Here is a 16,990-nt window from a genome sequence, read left to right on the forward strand (position 1 = left end):
GCGGCTCGGTAAGGTTGCGCTCTCGACGACTGGCGTTCCGCCGCCCATCTAGTATGAAACGGCCCCAGGACTTGGCCCGCCGAAGGAGACCCTGCCCGATGACGACCCCCGCCGCCTGGACAGTTCGCTCGCTGAAGACCGCCCTGAGCGACGGCTTCAGCGACGCCATGACGGCCCGCGTGGTCGAAGGCGCCGATCCGATCCTGCTGGTCACCATGCACGACCATGGGGACCTGGAGATCTATGTCAGCGTCAGCGACCAGCAGATCGCCGCCTCGGTGCTGCTGTGGCCGGTCGACGAGCAGAAGGACCGCCACGCCTTCAACGAGTTCCTGCTCCGGGCTCAGAAGCTGGTGCCGCTGTCGAACTTCGGCATCAGCACGGTGGCCGGCCGCGACTATTACGAGCTGTTCGGCGAGCTGGCGACGACCTCGTCGCTGGACGACATCCTGATCGAGCTGCGGGCCCTGGCCGAGAACGCCATCGAGGCGGCCTCGGACCTGCGCTCGTCCTTTTCGTCCGCCGCCTAAATCCACTTTCAGAGCCCTACCGGAGACCTCCTGATGTCCATCTGGCGCAAGCTGTTCACCCTGGGCCGCGCGGGCGCGCACGAGGCCACCGCCGCCGTCGTCGACGCCAACGCCCTGCGGATCCTCGACCAGGAGATCCGCGACGCCGACGCCGCCCAGGGCAAGGCCCGCGACGACATGGCCAGCCTGGTCGCCCGCCGCCGCATCCTGGAGAAGGAGGTCGCCAGCTTCCGCGACCAGGTCGTCAAGTACGAGGGCTCGGCCCGCGCCGCCGTGACCAAGGGCGACATGGACCTGGCCCGCCAGGTGGCCCAGCGCATCGCTGACCTCGAGCAGGACATCGCCCTGAAGGAGCCGCAGATCGCCGAGATGCGCGCGGCCGAGGACCAGCTGCATACGGCCATCAGCGCCACCGACCGCCGCATCGACACCCTGCGGCGCGAGGTCGAGGTGGTGAAGGTCAATGAGTCGGTCCAGCGCGCCCAGGCCTCGGTCGCCGCCCGCGGGGCCGGGGCCGGCTCGTCCCTGGGCTCGGCCGCCGACAGCCTGGCCCGGATCAAGGAAAAGCAGGCGATCCGCGGCGAGCGCATCAAGGCGGCCGGCGAGCTGGAAGACCGCCGCACCGGCGCCGATCTCGACGAGAAGCTGCGCCTGGCCGGCATCCTGCCCGGTCAGTCCAGCGCCGACGACGTCCTGGCCCGCCTGGCCCCGCCGGCCCTGCAGATCGAGCAGAAGGCCGCCGATCCCGACAAGACCGGCGAAGCCTAGGCCGCGTGCGCCGTCTCACCCTGACCCCGCGTCCCGACTGGCAGGCCAAGGCCGAGGCGGTCGGCTTCGTCTATCACCACACCGAGGGCCAGGCCTATTGGGACGAGGGGGCGGCCTACGCCTTCACCCTCAAGCAGGTGGAAGAGGACCTCGAGCCCGCCGCGGCCGAGCTGCACGACCTGTGCCTGGACCTGGTCGACGAGGCGGCGGCCAGCCAGGAGCTGATGGAGCGGCTGGCGATCCCGGCCGCGCATCGCGACTTCGTGGCCGCCTCCTGGCGCGCCAAGCAGCCGTCGCTCTACGGCCGCTTCGACTTCGGCTATGACGGGGTCTCCGAGCCCAAGCTCTACGAATACAACGCCGACACCCCGACCAGCGTCTTCGAGGCCGCCACCTTCCAATGGCTGTGGCTGGAGGAGCTGATCGCCAGCGGGACGCTGCCGGCCAACGCCGACCAGTTCAACAGCCTGTTCGAAGCCCTGCGCGACCGGTTCAAGGTTCTGTTCCCGACCGGCGGCTTCGTCCACTTCGCCGGTGAGGCCGAGGCGGTCGAGGACCGCCAGACCGTGCGGTTCTTCGAGGACCTGGCGACCCAGGCGGGCGTCGAGCCCAAGTTCGTGGCCATGGACGCCATCGGCGTCAACCAGGAGGGCCAGTTCGTCGACCCGGACGGTTACCTGCTGCAGGCGGCGTTCAAGCTCTATCCGTGGGAGCACATGCTGCGCGAGCCCTATGCGGCCCACCTGCAGACCGCCGACGTGCGCTGGATCGAGCCGCCGTGGAAGGCGATCCTGTCCAACAAGGGCGTGCTGCCGCTGCTGTGGGCGCGGCATCCGGGCCATCCGAACCTGCTGGAGGCCTATTTCGAGGGCGATCCGGCCGCCTCGAACCTGGGTCCGCACCATGTGCGCAAGCCGCTGTTCTCGCGCGAGGGGGCCAATGTCGAGATCCTTGGCGGTCCCGAACACCTGCGCGAGCCGGTGCTCGACCAGGGCTACGGGGCCGAGGGGGCGATCCTGCAGGCCTATCACCCGCCGCCGGACTTCGACGGCAAGCGTCCGGTGGTCGGCGCCTGGATCGTCGGGGCCGAGCCGGCCGGCATCGGCGTCCGCGAGGACGACAGCGTGGTGACCAAGAATCTGGCCCGTTTCGTGCCGCACGTGATCGAAGCCTAGGGGCATAGACAGTTCGGCGTTTGGCGTGGTGGGCGCCGCCCTCGTCCTTCGACAGGCTCAGGATGAGGGCTACTGCTAAGGCGGTTCAGTAGAATTCCTCATCCTGAGCCTGTCGAAGGACGAGGAATTCGGCCCAAGATTCTCGACTGCCCCCAGTTCCGAGCGCCGCGACCCCCACACGTTTGGCGACGTCCACGGACGTTCACAGCCTGAAAGCATCTGGCGAACGCGCGAAATGCGGGCAGGCGGGCCCAAGGCCGTGCTTGGTCGCTGTGCAAATCGGCCCATTCGTCTGTTGCGGTGCGGCATAACGCGGTTTTCGAATTGCCGCGCCGGGCCGGCCGCCGCCTCCTGTGGACAACACGCGGGGCAACGACGTCCCGCGCTGGCTCGAGAGGGCCGCCGGCGGCGCTGTAGCTGCTCGGTACCGTTTGGACAAAGACGTCCGGCAAGATCGCTTTCAGCGGTCCCGCCGGGCGTTTTTTTTTGGCCTTGGGGGATGAAGGCATGAAAATATCGAGAGAAATGCTGCGTTGCAGCGTGGCGATCTGCGCCTTGGCCTGGGGGGGAACCGCCCTGGCCCAGACCGCGCCGGACCCGGCTCCGGCCGCGGCCATGGAGCCCGCCGCCGAACCGGCCGCCGAGCCGGCGCCCGAGGCCGTCGAGCCGCCGCCGCCCCCCGCTCCGCCGCCGACCATCAGCGACCAGATCATGGCCGGCAAGCTGATCCTCGAGGTCCGGGCCCGCTACGAGAGCGTCGACCAGACCAAGACCGCCACCCTGAAGGACGACGCCTCGGCCTTCACCATCCGCACCCGCCTCGGCTGGGAGACCGGCGAGTTCAAGGGCGTCAAGGGCCTGATCGAGTTCGAGGACGTCCGCCAAGCCGGCCCCGAGCACTACGCCGTCAACGTCCCCGGCGCGACCACCCCGCCGCTGAACGGCGCCGACAAGGCCCGCTATCCGGTAGTCAACGACCCCGACGTCACCGAGCTGAACCGCGCCCAGCTGACCTGGACGCCCAGCGCCGCCCTGCAGGTCACGGCCGGTCGCCAGCGCATCCTGCTCGACGACCAGCGCTTCGTCGGCAATGTCGGCTGGCGCCAGGACGAGCAGACCTTCGACGCCATCCGCACCGACTTCGCCCTCGGCCGGATCAAGGCCACCTACGCCTATGTCACCCACGTCAACCGCATCCTCGGCGAACTGAAGGACTGGGACAGCGACAGCCACCTGCTGAACGTCACCTGGTCGCCCGCCGAGATGCTGCGCCTGCAGGGCTTCGTCTACGCCCTCGACTTCGGCAATTCGGCGGTCAACTCGTCGCTGACCAAGGGCGTCAAGGCCTCGGGCAAGACCTGGGTCGGCCTCTACCAGCTGGCCTACAACGCCACCTACGCCGAGCAGTCGGACTATCACGGCAACACGCCCAAGTTCGACCTGGCCTATTTCAGCGGCGACGTCGCCGGCACCTTCGACATCTACACCGTCAAGGCCGGCTACGAGTCGCTCGAAGGCAACGGAACCCGCGGCTTCACCACGCCCCTGGCCACCGTCCACGCCTTCCAGGGCTGGTCGGACGCCTTCGTCTCGCCGGGCGGCAACAAGAGCTTCGTCGACGGCATCGAGGACGCCAACCTGACGTTCAACGTCAAGCCGCGCTTCAAGCGGACCTATTTCTTCAACACCGACATGCTGGTCCGCTACCACGACTTCGACGACCAGCGGACCGGCGCCGACCTCGGCCGCGAATGGGACCTGCAGTTCACGGCCGCCATCACCCCCAAGCTCTCGTTCCAGCTGAAGTACGCCGACTTCCAGCGCGAAAAGACCGTGCCGCTGGGCACGGCGACGCCGCCGGCCTCGCGGACCAAGGCCTGGTTCACCCTCGAATACAAACTCTGACCCGAGCGGGATTGAAGATCATGACCAAGACCGACAAGACCGTCGCCGCCGCCGCCAGCCCCGAAGCGGGCCTGACCCGGCGCCACGCCCTGATCGCCGCCGCCGCCACGGTGGCGGCGGCCCGGGCCGCCTTCCCGGCCGGGGCCCACGCCGCCGGCTCGGGCCCGGAGATCGCCAAGGCCAAGCTGGGCTTCATCGCCCTGACCGACTCCGCGCCGGTGATCATCGCCAAGGAGCGCGGCCTGTTCGCCAAGCACGGCATGCCCGACATCGAGGTGCTCAAGCAGGCGTCGTGGGGCGCCACGCGCGACAACCTGGTGCTGGGTTCGGAGCGCGGCGGCATCGACGGGGCGCACATCCTGTCGCCCATGCCCTATCTGATGACCACCGGGGCGATCACCGGCGGCGCGCCGACGCCGATGTACATCCTGGCCCGGCTGAACACCAACGGCCAGGGCATCTCGGTCGGCAACGACCTGAAGGCGGTCAAGGTCGGCCTCAACAGCGCCGGCGCCAAGGCCAAGTTCCAGCAGCTGAAGGCGGCCGGCAACATCGCCAAGGTGGCCATGACCTTCCGCGGCGGCACCCACGACCTGTGGGTCCGCTACTGGCTGGCGGCCGGCGGCATCAATCCCGAGACCGACGTCTCGACCATCGTCATCCCGCCGCCGCAGATGGTCGCCAACATGAAGGCCGGCACCCAGGACGCCTTCTGCGTCGGCGAACCGTGGAACGGCCAGCTGGTCAACCAGCATGTCGGCTACACCGCCTGCCTGACCTCGGAACTGTGGATGAATCACCCGGAAAAGGCGCTGGGCATGCGCGCCGCCTGGGTCGACAAATATCCCCGCGCGGCCCAGGCGATCACCGCCGCCGTGCAGGAAGCGCAGCTGTGGTGCGACAAGGCCTCGAACCTGCCGGCCATGTGCTCGATCGTCTCGGGCCGCCAATACGTCAACGTGCCGATGGGCGACATCCTGCCCCGCCTGCAGGGCACGGTGGACTATGGCGACGGCCGCACGCTGAAGAACTCGCCGCACCACATGAAGTTCTGGGCCGACAGCGCCAGCTTCCCGTTCAAGTCCCACGACCTGTGGTTCCTGACCGAGGACATCCGCTGGGGCGTGCTGCCGCAGAAGACCAACACCCAGGCGCTGGTCAACAAGGTCAACCGCTCGGACATCTGGCGCGAGGCGGCCAAGACCATCGGCCAGTCCGGCCCGGCCGGCGACAGCCGCGGCGTCGAGCGGTTCTTCGACGGCAAGGTGTTCGACCCGGCCAATCCGGGCGCCTACCTCGCCAGCCAGCCGATCAAGAAACTGGTCTAGGAGCGCGGTGATGACCTTTCCCAAGCCCTCGTTTTCACCGGCCGAACCCGTGGCGGGGGCCATGGGAGAGGTCAAGGCGTCGGCGGCTCCGCCGCCGGCCGCCGAGCCGCGGGCCTCGCGGCTGTCGGAACTGCGCCGCCGGGCCGGGGCCACGGCGGCGGCGGTGATCCCGCCGGCCGTGACCCTGCTGGTCCTGCTCGGGATCTGGCAGGTCATGGCCGGCGACTCCTATACCGGCGTGCCCTCGCCCCTGCACATCTGGGCCGAGTCCAAGGACCTGATCACCGACCCGTTCTTCGACCGGGGCGGGGTCGACAAGGGCCTGTTCTGGCACGTGCTGACCAGCCTCAGCCGGGTCGGCGTCGGCTTCTCGCTGTCGGCGGTCTGCGGCGTGATGCTGGGCGTGCTGATCGGCGCCAACCGCTGGGCCCACCGCGGCCTGGACCCGATCTTTCAGGTGCTGCGCACCGTGCCGCCCCTGGCCTGGCTGCCGATCTCGCTGGCCGCCTTCCAGCAGGCCCAGCCCTCGGCCCTGTTCGTGATCTTCATCACCTCGATCTGGCCGATCATCATCAACACCGCCGTCGGCGTGCGCAACATCCCGACCGACTATGTCAATGTCGCCAAGGTGCTGCGGCTGTCGCCGGTCGAATACTTCTTCAAGATCCTGCTGCCGGCCACCACGCCCTACATCTTCACCGGCCTGCGCATCGGCATCGGCATGAGCTGGCTGGCCATCGTCGCCTCCGAGATGCTGCTGGGCGGCGTCGGGGTCGGGTTCTTCATCTGGGACCAGTACAATTCCGGGCGGATCTCCGACATCGTCGTGGCCCTGGCCTGGGTCGGCCTGACCGGCTTCTTCCTCGACCGTCTGGTGGCCCTGCTGGGCCGCATCATCTCGCGCGGCAGCGCGGCGAGCTAGGACACTCCCCCATGGCAAAAGCCTATCTCTCGATCGAAGCCGTCGGCGTCACCTTCGCCAAGGGCTCCGTCCGTTCCGAGGTGCTGACCGGCGTCGACCTGCGGGTCGACAAGGGCGAGTTCGTCTCGATCATCGGCCATTCCGGCTGCGGCAAGTCGACCCTGCTCAATGTCGTCGCCGGCCTGGTGCCGGTGACCACCGGGGCGGTGATCCTCGACAAGCAGGAGGTCAACGCTCCCGGCCCGGACCGGGCGGTGGTGTTCCAGAACCACTCGCTGCTGCCCTGGCTGTCGGTGCGCGAGAATGTCTCGCTGGCGGTCGACAAGGTGTTCGGCAGGACCAAGTCCGCCGCCGAGCGCCGCGAATGGACGCTGCACAATCTCGACCTGGTCAAGATGACCCACGCCATGGACAAGCGGCCCTCGGAGATCTCCGGCGGCATGAAGCAGCGGGTCGGCATCGCCCGGGCCCTGGCCATGGAGCCCAAGGTGCTGCTGCTGGACGAGCCGTTCGGGGCCCTGGACGCCCTGACCCGCGCCCACCTACAGGACAGCGTCATGGAGATCCACGCGGCCCTGAAGAACACCGTGCTGATGATCACCCACGACGTCGACGAGGCGACCCTGCTGTCGGACCGCATCGTGATGATGACCAACGGCCCGCGCGCCTCGATCGGTCAGGTGCTCGACGTCGCCCTCGACCGCCCGCGCGACCGCCTGGCCGTCGCCGAGAACCCGACCTACATCCACGCCCGGGCCGCGGTGATCGAGTTCCTCTACGCCCGCCGCGCGGCCTGAGCGCGCGTCGGCGGGGAGGGGCCAACGCTCGCTGGTCTTGAGACGCCATCCAAATAGCACTACAGTAGTGAGATGGCCGACGGCGACCTGACCATCTCCGCTGCTGAGGCGAACCGGCAATTTTCCAAGCTGCTCCGCGCGGCGCGGGAAGGTCGCCGCGTGACCATCACCTCCCATGGCGAACCCGTGGCGGAGCTAGGGCCGGTGCGTTCCGACGCGGCGCGGATCGAACGGCGTCGCGCCGCCCACCAGGCGCTGATGAAGCATTTGGAGGCGGTCGAGCCCGTCACGATCCAGCCCTGGACCCGCGACGAACTCTACGACCGTGACTGACGCGCGCCCTCGCGGCCGGCTCCGTTTCGCCCTCGACACCAACATCCTGGTCTATGCCGAGGGGCTGGGGTCCGCGCCCTCGGACGCCGCCAAGGCAGCGACGGCCCGTCGCTTGCTGGCCGCCGCGGTCGACGACGAGATCGTCCTGCCGCGTCAGGTTTTGGCCGAATTCCAGCGGGTGCTGGTGCGCAAGGGCGGGCTCGCCGCCGGCCCGGCCTGCGACCGGGTCGCCCTCTGGGCCGCGCGGGGTGAGCTGATCGACACCAACGGCGCGGTGTTCGAGGCCGCGCTCGACCTGGCCTCGGACCACGGCCTGCAGATTTTCGACGCCATCGTCCTGGCGGCGGCCGTCGAGGCCCGCTGCGACCTGTTGCTGTCGGAAGACCTGCAGGACGGCTTCGCCTGGCGCGGCGTGACGGTCACCAACCCGTTCGGCGCGGCCCCGGACGCGCGCCTGGCGCGGTTGCTGACGGGGTAGGGGCTTCCGTGGAAGCCTTGCGGGAGAAGACTCCCTCGCCAGGCGCAGGGGCGCGGACGGGTCTGTCCATCAGATTGGCGACCACCGGCTTCGACGCCACGCGCGAACCTTGACCCCTGCAAGCGGTTCTGACATCGCTGACGCCATGGTTGTATTCCGGGGCGCGCCTGTGAGCGAGCATCTGTCGGCTCTTCTAAGGTTCTGGCTCAGCGCGCTGGCCGCGGCGTCCTTCTGGTTCTGTTCAGGCCAGGGTGCGCTCGCCGCCGATCATCCGGACCGTCGGAGCATCTTCAAGGCGGCGCGCGGGCCGTTTCGGGTGACCCGGCCCAGCCCCGAAATCCTGATGGTCGAGGGGCGTATCACGGCTGGAGACGACAAGGTTTTCGCGGACGCCCTGACGGATCAGGTCGGCACCATCGTCGTCAATTCGGGCGGCGGCGACGTGATCCCGGCCCTGAAGATGGCCGCGCGAATCCGCGCCCGGAACCTGCGTGTGGCGGTCGACGGAGCGTGCGTGTCGTCCTGCGCGAACTACCTCTTCGTCGCCGGCCGCAGGCAGGTGGTCCTGACCCGTTCCGTCGTCCTTTGGCACGGGGGCGTGACCGACGAGGCCGTCGCGGAGATGACGACGGCCATGCGGACGATGCTGGCCGACGCCCATGCGTCGCCGGCCACAATCGCGGCCAATGTCGAGCGCACGGACCGCCAGATGAGAACGGCGATGCGCGACCAGGCGCGCCTCTACCGCGCGGTCGGCCTGAGCGCCGACGTCGTCGAGAACCTGCCGCGCCTGACCGGCGACGCCCGGCCGGTGGACGGCGCCGTCGTCGACGGCCAGCCGTTCATCTTCATAGACTATGCGGCGCTGCGCTGCGCCGGCTTGACGAACCTGGGCCCCGCCTGGGCGCCGGCCGGCGCGGCCGACTGGCGCCGTTTCAAACAGGAAGCGGGCATGGAGGGTCTGGCGATCGGCCGCAGTCTCGGACTTGAGCGTCGTCTTTGTCGGAAAGGCGGCTAGCCGCCCCCTCACGGACCGCGGCGGCGATCGCGCTGGTTGATCCCATCCGGCCGCCGACCATCAGGCGGTGGGGATCGGCAGGCAGGGCATGACCTCGACCGCGTCGCCGGGAAAGATCGCGAAGTGGGGATGGTTCTCGAACATCCGGGCGGCCGCCTCATGGTCTTCGGCCTCGACGACGACATAGGCGGCCAGCGTGTTGCGGATGTCGGCGATGCCGTCGGCCGAGACCCGCTTGGTCTTGCCCAGCGGGCCGCCGACATCGACGATCTGGCTAGCGTGGCGCGTCATCCACGCGGTCCAGGCCTGCATGCCCCTGGCGATGGTGGCCGCGTCCGGCTGCGGGCCCTTGTCCGCCGTGCCGGTATAGATCGCCATGAACTTCGCCATGCTGTCCTCCCTGGTTCGTGCGCCGGCAGAGCGCCTCGCGCTGCATTGGTCGCATCCTATCTGGCCCAGGCCTCAGGCGAATAGCGGAACGGCGCCCGTGCACGACAAAGCGCTTCCCAACCGCGCCGGGTTGGGCGATCCTTATCGCTCACGGGGAGGTTGTTCCATGTCCTTGATCAGCGCCGCCGTCGGACCTGGCGCACCCAACAAGGAAAAGGACGTCCGGACGATCCAGGAGCTGCTGGGCCGCCACACGCTCTGGCTCTGGCCGGCCCGGACGCCGGTGGTCAGCGGCCAGTTCGACGCCGACACCGCTGCGGCGATCCGCAAGTTCCAGGAGACGGCCGCGGCGATGAAGCATCCGGACGGCAAGGTGTCGCCGGCGGGCTTCACCATCACCCAGCTGGAGCGCCAGTCGATCCCGCCGCCGGCCCACAAGGTCTTCACCCCGCTGTGCTGGGCGCGCGACGGCAAGGGGCTGTCGGTCAACGACTTCGACCTGGCCGCCCGCCAGCTGGGCTGCCAGCGCGCCGCCATCCAGGCGGTGGCCCAGACCGAGACCAAGCGCTCGCCCTGGGACGACGTCGGCCGGCCGACGATCCTGTTCGAGCGGCACTATTTCTCGCGGCTGAGCGGCCGGCGCTTCGACCGCAGCCACCCGGACATCTCCAACCCCACGGCGGGCGGCTATGGCAAGTTCTCGGAGCAGTACGAGAAGCTGCGGCGGGCGGCGATCCTGAACGAGTCGGCGGCCCTGCAGTCGGCGTCCTGGGGCGCCTTCCAGATCATGGGGGCCAATTACGCGGCCTCGGGCTTCGCCGATGTCGCCGCGTTCGTGGACGCCATGCTCGAAAGCGAGCAAAAGCACCTGAACGCCTTCGTCGCGTTCATCCAGGCCAGTCCCGCCCTGACCAAGGCAATCAAGGATCTCGACTGGGTCAAGTTCGCGCGCGGCTATAACGGGCCCGACTACAAGAAGAACGACTATGATACGAAAATGGCCGACGCCTACAAAGCACTCGCGCCGCCCGCGCCGGCCCCAGCCCCGGCTCCGCGCCCCAAGACTCCGGCGCGCTGACGCCCGCAGCTGGGCGGCGGTGCTGATGCTGGCGCTGTCGGGGGCCGGCGCCTGCGATGCGGGGTCCCAGACGGCGCCGAAGACCGCCCCCAAGCCGGTTTCCCAGGCCTCGGCCCCGGCTCCCGTCCCGGTCAAGCCCCCCACCGCGTCGGCCCCCACGGCCGCCCCGCCGGCGGTCTTCGCCGACGCCGCCGGCCCGGTCCGGCCCGATCACGCTCCCCAGGCCCTGGAGCTGACCGGCGGGCGCAAGGCGACGCTCAGTTCCTGGCGCTTCGAGCCGGCCCCGGGGCGGTCGGAGGCGCGCAACACCTATTGGTGCGGCGTCCAGCTGGACGGCCAGGCCCTGACGGTGATCGGCGTCGGCGGGACCGAGGCGGTGTCCTGCGACGGCCTGGCCGCGGTCGGCGCGGTCTCCAAGGGGCGCATCGGCCTGATCTACCGCACGTCCTCGCCCAACGCCGACAGCCTGACCGCGGTGGTCCTGGCCCCGGCCGGCGGCGCCTGGGCGGTCGACGAGGACCTCACCGAGCGCCTCTCGGAAACCTCGCCCGCCACCCTGGCGGCCCTGCGCAAGGCAGTGGAATAGGGGGTTTTTCCTTCTCCCCTTGCGGGAGAAGGACCCGCGTCCCTAATCGAGGTCGAACACGAACCGGTCATGCTCGGGGTGCAGGCAGCTCTGGTCGATCGGCGCGTTGGGGTCGGCCAGGAAGGCGCGGATCATCTTGCGGGCGCAGGCGCTGCCGCGCGACACGCCGTGGGTGGTGTTGGGGATGATCGACAGCTGGCCCTTGGGGAAGCGCCCGACCGCCGCCCTGGCCACGGCCGGCGGGCAGCCGGGGTCGATCTCGGCGGCCAGGAACAGGGTCGGCAGGGGGCTGCTGACCGGCAGGGCCTCGACCGGGTCGGGCGGGCCGACCGGATAGGCCTTGCAGACCGCGAAATAGCGCCCCATCGAGGCCTCCAGCAGCCGCGAGACCGGGTCGCGCTTGGCCCCGGCCCGCATCTTCGCCTCGCTCTCGAACGGGAACTCCTCCTTGCACAGGTGGGTCAGGTGCTGGGCCTCGCTGTAGCCGCTGCGGTTGGCCATCTGTTCGGCCAGGGCGGTCATGTCGCCGGCCGCGAACTTGGCGACGGTGGCCGGCAGGGCCCGGGCGTCGGGACCGCTATAGGCCGCGTCCATCAGGAAACCGCCCAGGTCGTCGGCCGCGTAGGTGCGGCCGCCGATCGTCTGGGGACCGGCCAGCAGCCTGTCGGCGAGGGCGTCCAGGTCGGCGCCCGGGTGCGGATACTTGCCGTGGCAGGCCGGGTCGGCGGCGCAGCGCTTGAAGATCTCCTTGACCGCGTCGGAGACCATTTCCGGCCCGCCTTCGGTCCATTTGGCCTCCGGCGTCCAGGGCGAGTCGAGCACCACGGCCCGCACCCCCTGGGGCTGGTGGCGGACGATGGCCAGGGCGATGCGGGTGCCGTAGGAGACGCCGAACAGGTCGATGCGCTTGAGGCCCAGGGTCAGGCGCAAGTCCTGGACGTCGCGGGCGACCTCCTCGGCGTTGTAGCGGCTGAGGTCGACGCCCGAGGCCCGCAGGCGCCGGCCGCAGGCGATCAACTGCTGGGCGGCGGCGTCGTTCAGCGGGCCGGCGTCGTTGAGGGCGACGCGGCCGCAGTCGAGGGCCGGAGCCGACAGGCCGCCGCCGCGCTGGTCGAAGAAGATCCAGTCCTGGTCGACGGCGACCAGTTCGCGCCCGGCCGGGCCGCGCAGCTGCCGGGCGACGTTCTCGACCGTCGCGCCGCCGGGACCGCCATGCAGATAGACCACCGGAACCGCGCCGGGCCTGGGGGCGCTGGCCTTGACGATGGTCACCGGCAGGGCGACGCGGCGCGTACTCGGCCCGCCGCGGGTCTCGTCGACCACCAGGGTCCCGCATTCGATCCGGTTGCTGACGCCGCTATAGTCGCCGGCGCAGGGACCGAGTGTGAAGGTCGGCGCGGCGGCCTGGGCGCTGGTCGCCGCCAGCCAGGTTCCCGCCGCCAGTCCGGCCGCCAGCATCCATCCGCGCATCGTCGTCTCCCGAGGCGATCGGCCGCCTACCGCCATGCTTAGAGCGCGCGGCGCTGACCCGGCAAGGCGCCGAACCGAACCTTTCCAAAGATCAGCGTTCATCAACAAGTTTACAAAACAAACTAGTTGATCCGTGCTGCGGCCATCGCAACGGAGCCCGGCCATGCACGCGCCCCTCAAACCGCTCGAAACCCCCGCCCTCGCGGGTCCGACGATCCGCAACGCGCCGGTCGGCGCCCTGCGCGCCTTCCTGACCCTGCTGGTCATCGCCCACCACGCGGCGCTGACCTATCACCCCTATGCGCCGCCGCCGAAGGCCTTTGCGGCGCCGCCGATCCTGTGGACCGCCTTTCCGGTGGTGGATCCGCAGAAGTTCGCGGGCTTTGGCCTGCTGACCCTGGTCAACGACCTGTTCTTCATGTCGCTGATGTTCCTGGTCTCGGGCCTGTTCGTCGCCGCCAGCCTGAAGGCCAAGGGGGCGGCCGGGTTTCTGAAGAGCCGGGCGCTGAGGTTGGGGGCGCCGTTCGTGATCGGGGCGGGGCTGCTGGCGCCGCTGGCCTATTATCCCGCCTGGCTGCAGTCGGGCGGGGCGCCGTCGCTGGCGGCCTATGCGAGGGCCTGGACCAGCCTGCCGTTCTGGCCCAGCGGGCCGGCCTGGTTCCTGTGGGTGCTGCTGGCCTTCGGCGCGGTCGCCGCCGCGCTGGACAGCCTGTTTCCCCGCCTGATCCCGGCCTTGGGGCGCTGGACGGAGGGCGCGGCCCGGCGGCCGGGGCGCGCCTTCCTGGTGCTGGTCGCGTTCAGCGCTCTGGCCTATGTGCCCCTGAACATGGTCCTGCCGTTCGGCCACTGGACCTTGGAAGGGCCGTTCCTGATCCAGACCGGTCGGGCGGCGCATTACCTCGTCTATTTCCTGGCCGGCCTGGCGTTCGGCGCGGCGGGGGTGGGCCAGGGCCTGACCGATCCGCAAGGGGCGCTGGCCCGACGCTGGTGGGCCTGGCAGATCCTGCCGGTTCCCGCCGTGATCGCGGCGGTTGGCGCCCTCGTCGCCGCCTTCTCGCCCCATCCGCCGCCCAAGCCGGTGCTGGACCTGGTCGGCGGCCTGGCCTTCGTCCTGGCCTGCGCCAGCCTGTCCTTCGCGGTCCTGGCGGTGTTCCTGCGCTTCGTGCGCAGGACCGGGCCGGTGGGGGGCAGCCTGCAGGCCAACGCCTACGGCATGTACCTGACCCACTACGTCTTCACCGCCTGGCTGTCCTGGATGCTGCTGCCGCAGGCTTGGGGCGGCCTGGCCAAGGGCGCGGCGGTGTTCGCCGGCGCGGTGGCGCTCAGCTGGCTGACGACCATGGCGCTGCGCCGCATGCCGCTGTCGGGCCGAATCCTGTGACCGGCCATGATGGGATGCTGAAAGGGACCTTGCCGATGAACGACGAGATCAAGTCGGTCCAGGACGACCTGGCCTTCCTGCGGACCTTGACCGAGGGACGCGGCGACGCCGGGATGGGCGCGGCGGGCGGGGCGCTCTATGCCGGGGCGGGCCTGGTCTACGGCCTGCAGTGCCTGGGCCACTTCGGCCAGGTGATCGGCGTGCTCCGCCTGCCGCCCCTGGGCAGCCTGCTGCTGGGCTGGCTGCCGACCGTGATCTTCGCGATCATGATGACGGTGGTGATCGTCATCGATCGCCGGCGGCCCACCGGGGGCGTGGCCAACCGGGCGGTCAATTCCGCGTTCGCGGGGGCCGGGATCGCCAATCTGGCGCTGATCCTGATCTTCGCCGCGGCCGCCCTGCGCAACCACGACTTCCGCTACTGGCTGTTCCACCCGGCTGTGGTCTTCGTGCTGCAGGGCGCGGTCTGGTACGTGGTCTTCGTGCTGCGCAAGCGGATGTGGATGGCCCTGGTGGCCGCCGGCTGGATCGGGTCGGGCGTGGCGCTGGGCCTGCTGATCGACCATCCGGGCCCCTACCTGCTGGTCGCCGGCCTGGGCCTGTTCGCCTGGATGATGACGCCCGGCTACGTGTTGATGCGCCAGGCCCTGCGCCAGACGGCGCGTGCGGCCTGAGACCCGCGTGACCGAAAAGTTCGACATCAGCGGCTTGGACGACGTCATCCACGGGCGGGTGCGGCTGGGCATCGTCGCCTATCTGGCCAGCGCCGAGGTGGCCGACTTCACCGAGCTGAAGGACCTGCTGGAGGTCACCCAGGGCAACCTCTCGGTCCACCTGCGCAAGCTGGAGGACGCCGGCTATGTGGCGATCGACAAGAGCTTCGTCGGCCGCAAGCCCCTGACCCGGGTGCGACTGACCGAGGCCGGCCGCGCGGCTTTTGCGGCCTATCTGCGGGCGATGGGGCGGCTGGTGGAGCAGGCTGGTGGCGGTTGAGATCTACAACCCCATCTCCGCCCGCAACTGTTCCGGCGTCACCCCCGCCGCCCGCAGTTCGCGCAGGGTCTGGGCGCGGTCGCGCTTGGCGTAGCGCCGGCCGTCGGGGCCGGTCAGCAGGCGGTGGTGGCGGTAGGTCGGGGTCGGCAGGCCGAGCAGGGCCTGCAGCAGGCGCTGGATGTGGGCGGCCTCGAACAGGTCCTGGCCGCGGATCACGTGGGTGATCCCCTGCAGGGCGTCGTCGAGCACGACGGCCAAGTGGTAGGCGACCCCGACGTCCTTGCGGGCCAGGACGATGTCGCCGGCCAGTTCCGGCCGCGCCGCGATCCGGCCGGTCTCGCCGCCGGGGCCGGCGCCCTCCTCGACGAAGGCCAGGCCTTCGAAGCCGCCCAGCGCCGTCCGGGCCGCGTCCAGCGACAGCCGCCAGGCGAAGGGCTCGCCGCGCTGCAGGCGGGCGGCCTCCTCGGCGGCGGGCAGCGGCGCGCCGGTGAACGGGACGGCCGGTTCATGCGGGGCGCGGCCGATGTCCAGCTCCTTGCGGGTGCGAAAGCAGCGATAGGCCAGGCCTCGCTCGCGCAGGCGGTCGACGGCGGCGTGGTAGTCGGCCAGGTGTTCGGACTGCCGGCGGACCGGGGTCTCCCAGGCCAGGCCCAGCCAGGCCAAGTCGTCGAGGATCGCCGCCTCGTATTCGGGCCGCGCGCGGGTGGCGTCGATGTCCTCGATGCGCAGCACGAACCGGCCGCCGGCCGCCCGGGCGGCGTCGAAGGCGGTCAGGGCCGAGAAGGCGTGGCCGCGATGCAGATAGCCGGTCGGGGAGGGCGCGAAGCGGGTGGCGAAGCGCAAGCGCGATCAGCCCTGGTCGAGCTTGGCGAACATGCCCAGGTGCTCGAACACCGCGCGCACGAAGGCCTCCTCGCCGCCGAGCAGCTCCTTCAGCGGGGCGAACTGCTTGAAGCCGATCATCTCGGCCAAGCCGTGGCCGGCGCACCAGGCGGCGATGGTGGCCAGTTCCAGGTCGATCGCCGAGGCCTGGCCGCCGCTGCGCTCGTTGATGGTGTTGCGTACCTGGCAATAGGCGCCTTCCTCCCGCATCTGGTCGGGCAGGGAGTCCTTGTCGCGCGAGCAGTCGTACATCACCCGGTAGAGGGCGGGATTGTCGCGGGCGAAGCGGATATAGGCCACGCCCAGGCCGGTCATCCGTTCCCGGCTGTCGGGCGCCTGGGCGCGGGCGGCGCTCAGGGCGAGGTCGAGGGCGACCCAGCCCTCGTGGGCGACGGCCTCCAGCAGCTGGCTCTTGTCCTTGAAGTGATGATAGGGCGCGGCCGGACTGACCCCGGCCTCGCGCGCCACCGCCCGCAGCGACAAGGCGGCCGGACCCTCGGTCTCGAGGATGCGGCGCGCGGCGTCGACCAGGGCGCGGCTGAGGTCGCCATGGTGATAGGGACGGGCGTCGGCGGGGGCGGGCTGTGTCATCGCGGCCACTGTAACCGCTCCTGATCGAAAATCCATCCAAACGATGTCAAGATCATCTTGACGCCGCTCAGATTGATGCTATCTAAGCGCTGTCCAGATCGGACCGGCGCAGCTCTCGACGGCCGCGCCTGAAACCAAGGGGCTCGACCTCAGGCCGGGCCCGAACTCAAGGATGTGTGTGATGACCAAGACCTTTCTCGCCTTCGAAACCGCGCTCGACCGCATGGCGGTGGGTTTCTTCCTGGCCACGGCCGTCGGCGTCGCCGCCGCCCTGATCGCGGTGGCGATCTGATCGGCTAGCCTAACCGGCCGACGGGAAGGGCGCTGGCGCGCCGTCCCGCCGACACGGTCGCCCTGGAGGCGTT

At 70.1% G+C, this 16,990-nt stretch carries 19 protein-coding genes; 15 read left to right on the plus strand and 4 right to left on the minus strand.

What is annotated here, in order from left to right; all coding sequences use genetic code 11:
• Positions 1 to 98: 98 nt before the first annotated feature.
• From ACIPQB_RS07930 to ACIPQB_RS07975, 10 genes are all read left to right on the plus strand, one after another.
• Positions 99 to 530 carry a YjfI family protein gene (locus ACIPQB_RS07930; protein ID WP_446484658.1) on the plus strand — a complete coding sequence of 144 codons (432 nt, stop codon included), beginning with the start codon at positions 99 to 101 and terminating at the stop codon, positions 528 to 530.
• A gap of 33 nt (positions 531 to 563) precedes the next feature.
• Positions 564 to 1,298, plus strand: a complete 735-nt coding sequence (locus tag ACIPQB_RS07935) for a PspA/IM30 family protein (RefSeq protein WP_446484659.1) — start codon at positions 564 to 566, stop codon at positions 1,296 to 1,298.
• Positions 1,299 to 1,303: 5 nt separating this feature from the next.
• A complete protein-coding gene (locus ACIPQB_RS07940) occupies positions 1,304 to 2,473 on the plus strand; it encodes a glutathionylspermidine synthase family protein (RefSeq protein ID WP_446484660.1) in 1,170 nt (389 codons plus the stop codon).
• Between the two features lie 507 nt (positions 2,474 to 2,980).
• A complete protein-coding gene (locus ACIPQB_RS07945) occupies positions 2,981 to 4,378 on the plus strand; it encodes an alginate export family protein (protein ID WP_446484661.1) in 1,398 nt (465 codons plus the stop codon).
• A 20-nt stretch (positions 4,379 to 4,398) separates the two neighbouring features.
• Entirely contained in the window at positions 4,399 to 5,706 is a 1,308-nt protein-coding gene (locus ACIPQB_RS07950) for a CmpA/NrtA family ABC transporter substrate-binding protein (RefSeq protein WP_446484662.1), read from the plus strand.
• Between the two features lie 10 nt (positions 5,707 to 5,716).
• Positions 5,717 to 6,628 carry a nitrate ABC transporter permease gene (gene ntrB, locus ACIPQB_RS07955; protein WP_446484663.1) on the plus strand — a complete coding sequence of 304 codons (912 nt, stop codon included), beginning with the start codon at positions 5,717 to 5,719 and terminating at the stop codon, positions 6,626 to 6,628.
• An 11-nt stretch (positions 6,629 to 6,639) separates the two neighbouring features.
• The gene (locus tag ACIPQB_RS07960; RefSeq protein WP_446484664.1) at positions 6,640 to 7,425 is read left to right on the plus strand and encodes an ABC transporter ATP-binding protein; all 786 of its coding nucleotides are present in this window, start codon (positions 6,640 to 6,642) and stop codon (positions 7,423 to 7,425) included.
• A gap of 72 nt (positions 7,426 to 7,497) precedes the next feature.
• Positions 7,498 to 7,758 carry a type II toxin-antitoxin system Phd/YefM family antitoxin gene (locus ACIPQB_RS07965; protein ID WP_446484665.1) on the plus strand — a complete coding sequence of 87 codons (261 nt, stop codon included), beginning with the start codon at positions 7,498 to 7,500 and terminating at the stop codon, positions 7,756 to 7,758.
• The gene (locus ACIPQB_RS07970; RefSeq protein WP_446484666.1) at positions 7,751 to 8,236 is read left to right on the plus strand and encodes a PIN domain-containing protein; all 486 of its coding nucleotides are present in this window, start codon (positions 7,751 to 7,753) and stop codon (positions 8,234 to 8,236) included. The genes ACIPQB_RS07965 and ACIPQB_RS07970 overlap by 8 nt, the downstream gene beginning before the upstream one ends.
• Before the next feature lie 169 nt (positions 8,237 to 8,405).
• Positions 8,406 to 9,254: a hypothetical protein gene (locus tag ACIPQB_RS07975; RefSeq protein ID WP_446484667.1), complete on the plus strand. Its 849-nt coding sequence runs from the start codon at positions 8,406 to 8,408 to the stop codon at positions 9,252 to 9,254.
• A 60-nt stretch (positions 9,255 to 9,314) separates the two neighbouring features.
• On the opposite strand, the gene ACIPQB_RS07980 is transcribed toward ACIPQB_RS07975, so the two are convergent.
• Positions 9,315 to 9,644, minus strand: coding sequence for a hypothetical protein (locus ACIPQB_RS07980; protein WP_446484668.1), 330 nt, complete (start codon positions 9,642 to 9,644; stop codon positions 9,315 to 9,317).
• Between the two features lie 166 nt (positions 9,645 to 9,810).
• Here ACIPQB_RS07980 and ACIPQB_RS07985 point away from each other — a divergent pair, with 166 nt between their 5' ends.
• Entirely contained in the window at positions 9,811 to 10,722 is a 912-nt protein-coding gene (locus ACIPQB_RS07985; protein WP_446484669.1) for an N-acetylmuramidase domain-containing protein, read from the plus strand.
• A gap of 25 nt (positions 10,723 to 10,747) precedes the next feature.
• Positions 10,748 to 11,308: a hypothetical protein gene (locus ACIPQB_RS07990; RefSeq protein WP_446484670.1), complete on the plus strand. Its 561-nt coding sequence runs from the start codon at positions 10,748 to 10,750 to the stop codon at positions 11,306 to 11,308.
• Between the two features lie 42 nt (positions 11,309 to 11,350).
• Here ACIPQB_RS07990 and ACIPQB_RS07995 read toward each other — a convergent pair whose 3' ends face one another.
• A complete protein-coding gene (locus tag ACIPQB_RS07995) occupies positions 11,351 to 12,778 on the minus strand; it encodes an alpha/beta hydrolase (protein WP_446484671.1) in 1,428 nt (475 codons plus the stop codon).
• A 163-nt stretch (positions 12,779 to 12,941) separates the two neighbouring features.
• Between ACIPQB_RS07995 and ACIPQB_RS08000 the strand changes: the two genes are divergently transcribed.
• From ACIPQB_RS08000 to ACIPQB_RS08010, 3 genes are read left to right on the plus strand one after another with little or no spacing between them, the layout of a single operon-like run.
• Positions 12,942 to 14,159, plus strand: a complete 1,218-nt coding sequence (locus ACIPQB_RS08000) for an acyltransferase family protein (protein WP_446484672.1) — start codon at positions 12,942 to 12,944, stop codon at positions 14,157 to 14,159.
• A 35-nt stretch (positions 14,160 to 14,194) separates the two neighbouring features.
• Complete coding sequence (locus tag ACIPQB_RS08005) at positions 14,195 to 14,833, plus strand: hypothetical protein (RefSeq protein ID WP_446484673.1); 639 nt, start codon at positions 14,195 to 14,197, stop codon at positions 14,831 to 14,833.
• A 7-nt stretch (positions 14,834 to 14,840) separates the two neighbouring features.
• Positions 14,841 to 15,152 (plus strand): winged helix-turn-helix domain-containing protein, encoded by a 312-nt coding sequence (locus ACIPQB_RS08010; RefSeq protein WP_446484674.1) that lies wholly within the window; start codon positions 14,841 to 14,843, stop codon positions 15,150 to 15,152.
• Positions 15,153 to 15,155: 3 nt separating this feature from the next.
• Here ACIPQB_RS08010 and gluQRS read toward each other — a convergent pair whose 3' ends face one another.
• The gene (gene gluQRS / locus ACIPQB_RS08015; RefSeq protein WP_446484675.1) at positions 15,156 to 15,995 is read right to left on the minus strand and encodes a tRNA glutamyl-Q(34) synthetase GluQRS; all 840 of its coding nucleotides are present in this window, start codon (positions 15,993 to 15,995) and stop codon (positions 15,156 to 15,158) included.
• A gap of 6 nt (positions 15,996 to 16,001) precedes the next feature.
• Complete coding sequence (locus tag ACIPQB_RS08020) at positions 16,002 to 16,625, minus strand: TetR/AcrR family transcriptional regulator (protein ID WP_446484739.1); 624 nt, start codon at positions 16,623 to 16,625, stop codon at positions 16,002 to 16,004.
• Positions 16,626 to 16,990 lie beyond the last annotated feature (365 nt).

The organism is Caulobacter sp. LARHSG274, assembly GCF_052871235.1.

Coding starts and splice junctions, on each gene's coding strand:
- ACIPQB_RS07945 (WP_446484661.1), top strand. CDS start 2,981: ATGAAAATATCGAGAGAAATGCTGCGTTGCAGCGTGGCGATCTGCGCC.
- ACIPQB_RS07960 (WP_446484664.1), top strand. CDS start 6,640: ATGGCAAAAGCCTATCTCTCGATCGAAGCCGTCGGCGTCACCTTCGCC.
- ACIPQB_RS07990 (WP_446484670.1), top strand. CDS start 10,748: ATGCTGGCGCTGTCGGGGGCCGGCGCCTGCGATGCGGGGTCCCAGACG.
- ntrB (WP_446484663.1), top strand. CDS start 5,717: ATGACCTTTCCCAAGCCCTCGTTTTCACCGGCCGAACCCGTGGCGGGG.
- ACIPQB_RS07930 (WP_446484658.1), top strand. CDS start 99: ATGACGACCCCCGCCGCCTGGACAGTTCGCTCGCTGAAGACCGCCCTG.
- ACIPQB_RS07965 (WP_446484665.1), top strand. CDS start 7,498: ATGGCCGACGGCGACCTGACCATCTCCGCTGCTGAGGCGAACCGGCAA.
- ACIPQB_RS07985 (WP_446484669.1), top strand. CDS start 9,811: ATGTCCTTGATCAGCGCCGCCGTCGGACCTGGCGCACCCAACAAGGAA.
- ACIPQB_RS08020 (WP_446484739.1), bottom strand. CDS start 16,625: ATGACACAGCCCGCCCCCGCCGACGCCCGTCCCTATCACCATGGCGAC.
- ACIPQB_RS07950 (WP_446484662.1), top strand. CDS start 4,399: ATGACCAAGACCGACAAGACCGTCGCCGCCGCCGCCAGCCCCGAAGCG.
- ACIPQB_RS07995 (WP_446484671.1), bottom strand. CDS start 12,778: ATGCGCGGATGGATGCTGGCGGCCGGACTGGCGGCGGGAACCTGGCTG.
- ACIPQB_RS08000 (WP_446484672.1), top strand. CDS start 12,942: ATGCACGCGCCCCTCAAACCGCTCGAAACCCCCGCCCTCGCGGGTCCG.
- ACIPQB_RS08005 (WP_446484673.1), top strand. CDS start 14,195: ATGAACGACGAGATCAAGTCGGTCCAGGACGACCTGGCCTTCCTGCGG.
- ACIPQB_RS07935 (WP_446484659.1), top strand. CDS start 564: ATGTCCATCTGGCGCAAGCTGTTCACCCTGGGCCGCGCGGGCGCGCAC.
- ACIPQB_RS07980 (WP_446484668.1), bottom strand. CDS start 9,644: ATGGCGAAGTTCATGGCGATCTATACCGGCACGGCGGACAAGGGCCCG.